This window comes from Blastochloris sulfoviridis (assembly GCF_008630065.1).
GTDB lineage: Bacteria > Pseudomonadota > Alphaproteobacteria > Rhizobiales > Xanthobacteraceae > Blastochloris > Blastochloris sulfoviridis.
The window spans coordinates 1-9843 of the sequence record NZ_VWPL01000054.1; the positions used below are offsets into that span (position 1 = coordinate 1).

Consider the following 9843-nt stretch of genomic DNA (forward strand, 5'->3'; position numbering starts at 1 on the left):
TTGATGTCGCGAGGATCGTGAACTTGGCGGAAAATCGAGATGAGAGCCTGCATGGGAGCCTCCCCGAATCGAGAAGCCTCATGAATGAATCCTTCTCTACCTCCCGCGCAATGCCCTTATACTCATCTGCGATTCCCCTGCTGCCAGCCGGGGCTGGTGAAACGGATCGCCACCTCCGGGGGCGTGCCGTCCCCGAAGCGATAGCGCCGCCCCTGCGCGGTCACCACCGTGAGCTGGCCGGTCGTGACCACCGTCTCGAACATGCGCCGGAGCAGGCCGTCCATCGGCGCCTCCGTCAGATCGATCGTCGCGTCTTGCGTCTTCAGGGCCATCCTCTCGGGATGGCGGAACCACGCGCTTCCGGGCCACCCTCATGACCCCGGCACCACCGGCCCGGCCGGACCCGTACAGGCGGGGCCGGACGCGCCCTGTGTCCTCTCCGCGCTCCGCAATCGGCGGACCGAAACCGGCCACCCCTCGGGAGAACGGGCAGGTTGCGGCACCATTCAACCGCCCTGATGACCCACGGGCAATTAACGAACGCGTGAGCGGCAGCCGGCCCGGCCGGCGGGCACGAACGCATACGCCGAAAACAAAATCCGGCCCGCGGGGGCCGGATTCGTGTCGTGCGGATCGGAGCTTTGCCCGATTCGAGCCTTGCCGGATCGGAGCCTTGCCGGATCTGACTCCGGCCGGCCGGTCACGCCTCCTCGGCGGGCTCCTCGAACTCCGCCTCGGCAGCGGCGGCGGCGGCATCGGCCGCCTCCTCCTCGTCGTCCCGGTCGCGGCGGCGGCTGAGATCCTCGCCGCGGGCCTGGCGCTCGGCCTCCTCGTTGCTGCGGGCGACGTTGACCGTGACGCTCACCTCGACCTCGGGGTGCAGCGCCACCGGCACCTTGTGCACGCCCAGCGTCTTGATCGGCGAATTGAGCACGATCTGCTGGCGCTCCGCGCTGAAGCCGCCCTTGGTCATCAGGTCGGCGATGTCGCGGGTCGAGACCGAGCCGTAGAGCTGGCCGGTCTCGCCGGCCTGGCGCAGCACCACGAAGGACTGGCCGTCGAGCTTGGCGCCGACCGCCTCGGCCTCGCGCTTGAGCTCCAGATTGCGGGCTTCGAGCTGCACGCGGTCGCGGGCGAAGCGATCCTTGTTGGCCTGGGTGGCGCGCAGCGCCTTGCCCTTGGGCAGAAGGAAGTTGCGGGCAAAGCCGTCCTTGACGTGCACAACCTCGCCCATCTGGCCGAGCTTGGCGACGCGTTCGAGCAGGATCACGTCCATGGGGTTACTCCTTCGGGATTCACTGATCGCAAGATTCATTGATCGTTGGGGGGCGGCGGGGCGGGCGGAGCCTTGGGGCCGGGCGGCCCCTTCAGGCCCGGCTGGCGCCGGCGCAGGTCGAGAAAGGCGTCGGCGAGGCCGGCGAACACGAAGAACAGCAGCGGCCAGCCGAACAGCAGGATCGCCACATAGGAGATGCCGAGCATGAAGCCGCGCCCGGCATACCCGCGGGTGATGGCGTGCAGCAGCGACAGGCCGGTCAGCGAGTAGGCCACCGCCAGCGTGGCGGCAAACAGCCCGGCGACGATGCCGACGAGGCCGCCGACCAGGCTCAGCGCCGCCGCAACGGCAAAGACCGACGCGGCAAAGCCGGGCAGGCGCACCTCTGTGAGATCCGGCCACGGCCGCACCAGCCGGCCCGACGCCCGCACCACGCGGCCCGCGCCCCACAGATTGAGCAGCGCGGTGAGCATCGACAGCACGGCCGCGGTCAGCGGCAGCACGGTGATCATCAGCTTCACCGCCGAGTCGACGTCGTCGACGCCGGGCAGGGTCAGCGGCTGGTCGGCGGGCAAGCCGGTCTGGAGGCGCAGCACCTGCTCGACGGCCGCGCGCAGCGCGGCCGTGTAGGCCTCCTCGCTGGTGCCGAGCGCGATCACGCCGATGGAGACGCCGGCCGCCGCGATCATCGCCGCCCAGAACAGCAGGCGGCCGACCGGGTACCATTCGGCCTCGCCACGGGCATTGGGCCGCGCCAGCAGCGCCAGATAGGCGAGCAGCCACGCCGGCGCGCCGATGCCGGCGAGGAAGGCCACCAGGAAGATGGGATTGAGCGCCAGCGCCAGCACCGCCGCCGCCGTGACCGCGGCGAGCAGGCCGGCATAATGCCGCCAGCCCAGGCCGGTGATGAGAATCGGCAGCGGCGCGGCGTAGAACAGCACCATGGCGAAGGCCGACCCGGAGGAGACCGAGGCGAACAGCAGCGCCGAGGCGAGGCCGGCCGAAAGGCCGATGGAAAGCGTACTGATCATCGAGCTGTCCCGCTCTTGATGGAGCGGTTAGAGGCGGGCCCCGCCCCAACCACAGGCCGCCGGCCCATTCCGGCGACCCCGATGCGTGCTTGCCGCAAGGCCGCCCCGGCGGGGCGGCGCTCGCATGGCCGCCCCAGCGGGCGGCGTCCGCACGGCCGGCGCCGCAGCGCCGGCCTCCGCGTCAGCGGATCACGTAGGGCAGAAGCCCCAGGAAGCGCGCGCGCTTGATGGCGCGGGCGAGTTCGCGCTGCTTCTTGGCGGAGACCGCGGTGATGCGGCTCGGCACGATCTTGCCGCGCTCGGAGACGTAGCGCTGCAGCAGCTTCACGTCCTTGTAGTCGATCTTCGGGGCGTTGGCGCCGGAGAACGGGCAGGTCTTGCGACGGCGGAAGAACGGACGGCGGGTGGGCGCGGTGCTCATGCGTTGTCCTCCACGGTCTCGGCGTCGTCGCCGAAGCCGTCACGGTCACGGCGGCGGTCGCCACGGCGCTCGTCGCGGTCGCGCTTCAGCATCATCACGGACGGCGTCTCTTCGAGCGCGTCGACGCGGATGGTGAGCGAGCGCACCACGTCTTCCGACAGGCCCATCTGGCGTTCCATCTCGGCCACGGCCTTGGCCGGGGCGTCGATGTTGAACAGCGTGAAATGGGCCTTGCGGTTCTTGCGGATGCGGTAGGCCAGCGACTTGACGCCCCAATACTCGACCTTGGGAATCGCGCCGCCACCGGCCTCGATGACACCCTTGAACTGGGTGGTGAGTTCGTCGACCTGCTGGGACGTCAAGTCCTGGCGGGCCATGAAGATATGCTCGTACAACGGCATATGTGTCACGCCTTTCGTTGCGATGGTCCGCCGGCACGGCGCCAAGCCCCTCGCGGCCCGGAAAGGCTGCGGTGTCTCGGGAGAGCGGGGACACGGGACGGCGGGTGGGACCACCCTGCCGCGGCGCGCGCAAGCGCCGGCCGCGGCCGTCCGTTCAGCCCCCGGCCATGCCGGTGGAAGCTGGCGCTTATACACGGAAACCGCCTGAGCGCAACGGCGGCGCGGGCAGGCCCTTCGGGCAGGCCCTCTGAGGCCTGGGCGTGGAATTCCGGCTCCAAACCGACGGCGGCATGCCAAAGTGGATGAAATCCGCCGCTTGGCACCCACGCGTCGGAAAAATTTCATCCCCAGAATCAATAGTTTGTGGGCCGACTTGTCCCGACATTTGCGGATGCAAATGTCAGGGTCGGACCACTAGCATGGCCGCAAGTCTCGATCGCTCCGGTGGAAGGTGATGCGCATTCACAGGACATTCGCATGGCTGCTTGGCGCCCTGGCGGTGGCCGGCGGCCATGGGCGCGCCGAGGCTTCGGCCCCCGTGCCCTACGCAGTCGTCGGCTGTGTCTCGAACGGCTCGTTCCAGGCCCCCGGCCTGGTGGCGGACGGCACCGTCCTGCCGCCGATCCGGGCGATCGAGGGCAAGACCATTCGCATCGAAGGCGTCCTGTCTCCGGGCGACCGGTTCTCGGCGCGGGCCGTCTTCATCGTCGACGACCGGTGCCGGGAGGATCTCGGCCAGGGATACTTTCTCTGCGACCCCTGCCGCACCTTGCCGGGCATGCCGCATCGGATGCTGCCACCGCAGCCCGGCACGAAGCTGGACCTGCCCCCTGACGTGCTCCGGCAGTTCGATCGTCCCCGGCGGTAGGCGCGCCGGCAACCGTCGCCCATCCGGCGCTCCCCGCCTTGACACCCGCCGCTTCGGCGTATCAATGGCGCCGCTTTCCGGGGGGCCGTTCAAGATGACGACAGCTTTCGTGTTTCCGGGCCAGGGCAGCCAGGCCGTCGGCATGGGCAAGGCGCTGGCCGAGGCGTTTCCGGCCGCCCGCGCGGTGTTCGACGAGGTCGACGACGCGCTGGGCGAAAAGCTCACCGCCGTGATGTGGGCCGGCCCGGCCGATACGCTGACGCTGACCGAGAACGCCCAGCCGGCGCTGATGGCGGTCTCGCTCGCGGCGATGCGGGTGCTGCAGCAGGAGGCCGGGCTCGACCTCGCCCGCGCCGCCGCCTTCGTCGCCGGCCACTCGCTGGGCGAATATTCGGCGCTCGCCGCCGCCGGCGCGCTGTCGGTGGCCGACACCGCGCGGCTGCTGCGCCTGCGCGGCCGCTCGATGCAGGCGGCGACCCCGGTCGGCACCGGCGCCATGGCGGCGCTGATGGGGCTCGATTTCGAGGCCGCCGCCGCGGTCGCCGCCGAGGCGGCCCAAGGCGAGGTGTGCGCCGCCGCCAATGACAACGCGCCGGGCCAGGTGGTGGTGTCCGGCCACAAGGCCGCCGTGGAGCGCGCCTGCGAGATCGCCAAGGCCAAGGGGGCGTCGCGCGCCATCCTGCTGCCGGTGTCCGCCCCCTTCCATTGCCCGCTGATGGCGCCGGCCGCCGACGCCATGGCGGCGGCGCTGGCCTCGGTCGAGGTGCGGGAGCCGGTGGTGCCGGTGGTGGCCAATGTGCTGGCGCAGCCGGTCAGCGACCCGGCGGAGATCCGCCGCTGCCTGGTCGAACAGGTCACCGGCACGGTGCGCTGGCGCGAATCCGTTGGATTCATGGCCGGCCAAGGGGTCACACGGCTGGTCGAGGTGGGCGCCGGCAAGGTACTGTCCGGCCTTACCAAGCGGATCGTCAAGGAGATGTCCGCCAGTTCGGTCGGCACGCCCGAGGATATCGCGGCGTTCAAGGCCAGCTTCAGCGCGTGAGAGGACCGATGTTCGATTTGACGGGCAAGACGGCGCTGGTCACCGGCGCAACCGGCGGCATCGGCGCCGCCATCGCCCGCGCCCTGCACCGGCAGGGCGCCACCGTGGCGGTCTCCGGCACGCGCGCCGAGGTGCTTCAGCAGTTCGCGGCCGAGCTCGGCGAGCGGGTCCACGTGCTGCCCTGCAACCTCGCCGACACCGCCGCCGTGGAGGCGCTGGTGCCGGCGGCGGAGGCCGCGCTCGGCCAGCTCGACATCCTCGTCAACAATGCCGGCATCACCCGCGACAACCTCTTCATGCGCATGAAGGACGAGGAGTGGGACCAGGTGATCGCGGTCAACCTGACCGCCGGCTTCCGCCTGTGCCGCGCGGCGGTGAAGGGCATGATGAAGCGCCGGTCCGGCCGCATCATCGGCATCACCTCGGTGGTCGGCGTCACCGGCAATCCCGGCCAGGGCAATTATGCCGCCGCCAAGGCCGGCATGATCGGCATGTCGAAGGCCCTTGCCGCCGAGGTGGCGAGCCGCGGCATCACCGTCAACTGCATCGCGCCGGGCTTCATCGAGACGGCGATGACCGACGCGCTGAACGACAAGCAGCGCGAGGCGGTGCTGGCGCGGGTGCCGGCCGGCCGCCTCGGCACCCCCGACGACATCGCCGCCGGCGCGGTGTATCTGGCCTCTGCCGCCGGCAGCTACATCACCGGGCAGACGCTTCACATCAATGGCGGCATGGCCATGGTCTGAACAGGTTAATTCGGATTTGGCGCTGCTGGCCAAGCCGGATGAAGTATGCTAACGGCGGCGCCGCTGGGCTGGGACGCGCGAGCAAATGGGGAGGCTTCGGCCGCGCTGGCGTGTGCAGATTGTCCTGGTTTTTCTCTCCGTTACAGCCGCTGGACGAGACCGATCGAGATCCTAACGTGCGGCGCTGACACCAGAGACCTCAACAACACCTTACAAGGATGAATCCATGAGCGACATTGCCGAACGGGTCAAAAAGATCGTCGTCGAACATCTCGGCGTCGAGCCCGACAAGGTGACCGAGAACGCCAGCTTTATGGACGATCTCGGCGCCGACAGCCTGGACACCGTCGAGCTGGTGATGGCGTTCGAGGAAGAGTTCGGCGTGGAAATCCCCGATGACGCTGCCGAGACCATCCTGACCGTCGGCGATGCCATCAAGTTCCTGTCCAAGACCGCGGCCTGACCGCAAACCGGCCCCACTGAGCGGGCCCGCGCCGGGGTGATCCCCCGGCCGGTGGAGACGTATGATGCGGCGTGTCGTAGTGACCGGCCTCGGCATGGTGACCCCGCTGGGCTGCGGGGTTGAGGAAACGTGGTCCCGGGTTCTGAAGGGCGAAAGCGGAGCAGCGCGAATCGAAACGTTCGACGTTTCCGATCTGCCCTGCAAGGTCGCGACCCCGATTCGCCGCGGCGACGGGTCGAACGGCACCTTCAATCCCGACCAGTGGATGGAGCCGAAGGAGGCCCGCAAGGTCGACGACTTCATCGTCTTCGCGATGGCTGCGGCCCGGCAGGCGCTTGAAGACGCCGGCTGGGCGCCGAAGACCGCCGACGATCAGGCCGCCACCGGCGTCCTGATCGGCTCCGGCATCGGCGGCATCGAGGGCATTGCCGAAGCCGGCATCATCCTCAAGGAGCGCGGCCCCCGCCGCATCTCGCCGTTCTTCATCCCCGGCCGGCTGATCAATCTCGCCTCCGGCTACGTGTCGATCGAGCATGGGCTGAAGGGCCCGAATCACGCGGTGGTCACCGCCTGCTCGACCGGCGCGCACGCCATCGGCGACGCGTCGCGCCTGGTTGCGCTCGGCGATGCCGACGTGATGGTGGCCGGCGGCAGCGAATCGCCGCTCAGCCGGCTGGCGATCGCCGGCTTCTCGGCCTGCCGGGCGCTGTCGACCGGCTTCAATGACGAGCCCACCCGCGCCTCGCGTCCCTGGGACAGGGACCGCGACGGCTTCGTGATGGGCGAAGGCGCCGGCGTGGTGGTGCTCGAAGCCTATGAGCACGCCAAGGCGCGCGGCGCCAAGATCTACGCCGAGGTGATCGGCTACGGCCTGTCGGGCGACGCCTATCACATCACCGCCCCCTCCGAGACCGGCGACGGCGCCTTCCGCTGCATGCAGGCGGCGCTGCGGCGCGCCGGCATCTCGCCGGACGAGCTCGACTACATCAATGCCCACGGCACCTCGACGCCGATGGGCGACGAGATCGAGCTCGGCGCGGTGCAGCGGCTGCTCGGCAACGCCGCCGCGCGGGTGTCGATGTCCTCCACCAAGTCGGCGACCGGCCACCTGCTCGGCGCGGCCGGCGCGGTCGAGGCGATCTTCTCCATCCTGGCGCTGCGCGACCAGATCGCCCCGCCCACCCTCAACCTCGACAATCCGTCGGTCGAGACCCCCATCGACCTCGTTGCGCACGCCGCGCGCCAGCGGCCGATCGAGGTGGTGCTGTCCAATTCGTTCGGCTTCGGCGGCACCAACGCCTCGCTGGTGTTCCGCAAGGCGGCCTGATCCGCCGCACGCCCCGCGCCGCATCCGGTGGCCGTGGGGCGCGCGGCACGCTCGCTTTCGCCATATTTGCCGCTAGTCTGCCGCTGGTTCCGGCCGGCGCACGGGTGCGCCCGCGCGGCCGGAGCCGGGACGGATTCCGGCGCCGCGGCCGGCCTTTCGCAGTCCGGTCGCCGAATGGCCGATCGCCTGTCGGATGGCTGGCGGCCGCCTGCCGGATCTGTGGCCGCGCGGGCCGGGCTCTTCAGGACACGGGTGGAACTCGCGTCGCGAACCAGACGTCGAAGGACCAGATATGGCGGACGACAAGGACAGGCCGGCGGCGGATGCCCCGGCGGCAGAGCAGCCTTCCACGACAACGCCCCCTTTCGCGCCGCCCGCTGCCGACGCGGCCGAGGCCGCGCCTGACGCCGCACCCGTGGCGGCGGTGCCGGTCGAAGGTGCGCAGGTCGAAGGTGCGCAGGTCGAAACGGTGCCGGCGGCGGCCGGCCCCGTCGAGGCTGGCCCGTTCGAGCCCCGCCCCTCCGAGATCGGCCCGTTCGAGACGCAACCTGTCGAGGCTGGCGCGCCCGCAGCCGCGTCGTTTCCGGCCGCCCAGCCTGCCGACATCCAGCCCGCCGACATCCCGCCTGCCGGCACGCGCGAGCCGGCCGGTGCGGCGCCGGCCGCGACGGACGCCAAGGCCAAGCCGGCGAACGGGGGCGCCAAGGCCGCCAAGACAGCCGCCAAAAAGCAGAACAGCCGGCAGGACAGGGCGAAGGCGCGCTCGCGCCCCTCGCGCCGGGCCCGCAACCCGCTGGTGGTGGCCGGCAATGTGCTGCTGACGCTGACCGTGGTGGTCGGCCTCGCCTTGATGGCCACCCTCTCCTACAGCGAGGCGCTGCTGCGCAGGCCGGGGCCGCTCGCCGCCGAAAAGGTCGTCAACCTGTCGCGCACCTCCGGCTTCCGCGACATCGGCGACCAGCTCGAACGCGAAGGCGTGGTGGACAATGCCTGGGCGTTCGTGGCCGGGGTGATGCTGCGCCAGGCCCGCCAGGACCTGAAGGCCGGCGAATACCTGTTTCCGCGCGGCGCCAGCCTCAACGACGTCATCGGCATCATCGTCACCGGCAAGTCGGTGCTGCACCAGATCACCGTGCCCGAGGGGCTGACCTCGGAACAGACGGTGGCGCGGCTCCTTGAGAACGACGTGCTGACCGGGCCGATCCGCGAGATCCCGCGCGAGGGCAGCCTGCTGCCGGAGACCTACCGCTTCAACCGCGGCATCACCCGCGAGCAGATCGTCCAGCGCATGGCGGCCGACCAGCGCCGGGTGGTGGCCGAGATCTGGGCCAAGCGCGCCCCCAATCTGCCGCTGCACTCGCCCGAGGATCTGGTGACGCTGGCCTCGATCGTCGAGAAGGAGACCGGCAAGCCGGCCGAGCGGGCGCGCGTCGCCGCCGTGTTCCTCAACCGGCTCAGCCGGCGCATGAAGCTGCAGTCGGACCCGACCATCATCTACGGGCTGGTGGGCGGCAAGGGCGCGCTGGGCCGGCCGATCTACCGCTCCGACATCGAGCGGCCGACCGCCTACAACACCTATGTCATCGACGGGCTGCCGCCCGGGCCGATCGCCAATCCCGGCCGGGCGGCGCTGGAAGCGGCCGCCAACCCGGCCGACACCCGCGATCTCTATTTCGTCGCCGACGGCACCGGCGGCCACGCCTTCGCCGAGACGCTGGAGGAGCACAACCGCAACGTCGCCCGCTGGCGCGAGATCGAGCGCCAGCAGAACGGCCAGGCGGCCCCGCCGGCCGCGGCCCCCGCCCCCACGCAGCGCCCGACGCTGCCGCCGCGCTCGCGGAACTAAAAAGAACGTGTCCGGGCCGGGCCGACCCCACCCCAACGGCTCCCAGTGGCGAGGCGCTTTCATCGCCGGCGGGGTGGGTTCTCCGGTGGCAAGCCGAGACGGCTTCCGGCTGATTTCTAGAGCGTTATCCGATCTGACTGCATCAGATCGGACGCTTTAAGTTTCTGGTTTGTCGCTTTTTCTTTCGCGCAACCGGTATCCACTTGTGCGGAGAATGCTCTAAGTTCTTGGTTTATCGCATTCTCTTTCGCAAAACCGGTACCCACTTGTGCGGAGACTGCTCTGGTTTCGGGTTTCGCCCCGCGAAGCCCCCCACCCCGACCCCTCCCCACCGCTCGAGAAGCTCGCGGGGGGAGGGGAGAAGAGGCGCCTCTTCTCCCCTCCCCCCATGAACGCAGTGAATGGTGGGGAGGGGTCGGGGG

The 9843-nt window shown here is 70.2% G+C and carries 11 protein-coding genes; 6 read left to right on the forward strand and 5 right to left on the reverse strand.

The features are described 5' to 3' along the window. Positions 1-122 precede the first annotated feature (122 nt). From F1193_RS16475 to rpsF, 5 genes are all read right to left on the reverse strand, one after another. The gene (locus F1193_RS16475) at positions 123-332 is read right to left on the reverse strand and encodes a hypothetical protein (RefSeq protein ID WP_150098890.1); all 210 of its coding nucleotides are present in this window, start codon (positions 330-332) and stop codon (positions 123-125) included. Between the two features lie 368 nt (positions 333-700). Next, positions 701-1276, reverse strand: coding sequence for a 50S ribosomal protein L9 (rplI, locus tag F1193_RS16480; RefSeq protein WP_150098891.1), 576 nt, complete (start codon positions 1274-1276; stop codon positions 701-703). A 35-nt stretch (positions 1277-1311) separates the two neighbouring features. Next, complete coding sequence (locus F1193_RS16485; RefSeq protein WP_150098892.1) at positions 1312-2307, reverse strand: DUF2232 domain-containing protein; 996 nt, start codon at positions 2305-2307, stop codon at positions 1312-1314. A gap of 181 nt (positions 2308-2488) precedes the next feature. After that, positions 2489-2728: a 30S ribosomal protein S18 gene (gene rpsR / locus F1193_RS16490; protein WP_150098893.1), complete on the reverse strand. Its 240-nt coding sequence runs from the start codon at positions 2726-2728 to the stop codon at positions 2489-2491. Beyond that, entirely contained in the window at positions 2725-3129 is a 405-nt protein-coding gene (gene rpsF / locus F1193_RS16495; RefSeq protein WP_150098894.1) for a 30S ribosomal protein S6, read from the reverse strand. Before rpsF ends, rpsR begins: the two co-directional genes overlap by 4 nt. A 454-nt stretch (positions 3130-3583) precedes the next feature. Here rpsF and F1193_RS16500 point away from each other — a divergent pair, with 454 nt between their 5' ends. From F1193_RS16500 to mltG, 6 genes are all read left to right on the forward strand, one after another. Next, positions 3584-3997, forward strand: a complete 414-nt coding sequence (locus F1193_RS16500; protein ID WP_150098895.1) for a hypothetical protein — start codon at positions 3584-3586, stop codon at positions 3995-3997. Between the two features lie 94 nt (positions 3998-4091). Then, positions 4092-5039, forward strand: a complete 948-nt coding sequence (gene fabD / locus F1193_RS16505; protein ID WP_150098896.1) for an ACP S-malonyltransferase — start codon at positions 4092-4094, stop codon at positions 5037-5039. Between the two features lie 8 nt (positions 5040-5047). Next, positions 5048-5785, forward strand: a complete 738-nt coding sequence (fabG, locus tag F1193_RS16510) for a 3-oxoacyl-[acyl-carrier-protein] reductase (RefSeq protein ID WP_150098897.1) — start codon at positions 5048-5050, stop codon at positions 5783-5785. Positions 5786-6011: 226 nt separating this feature from the next. Further along, complete coding sequence (locus F1193_RS16515) at positions 6012-6248, forward strand: acyl carrier protein (RefSeq protein WP_126401120.1); 237 nt, start codon at positions 6012-6014, stop codon at positions 6246-6248. 64 nt (positions 6249-6312) lie between these two features. Beyond that, positions 6313-7575 (forward strand): beta-ketoacyl-ACP synthase II, encoded by a 1263-nt coding sequence (gene fabF / locus F1193_RS16520; protein ID WP_150098898.1) that lies wholly within the window; start codon positions 6313-6315, stop codon positions 7573-7575. 793 nt (positions 7576-8368) lie between these two features. Beyond that, the gene (mltG, locus tag F1193_RS16525; protein WP_425457254.1) at positions 8369-9421 is read left to right on the forward strand and encodes an endolytic transglycosylase MltG; all 1053 of its coding nucleotides are present in this window, start codon (positions 8369-8371) and stop codon (positions 9419-9421) included. Positions 9422-9843: the final 422 nt, after the last annotated feature.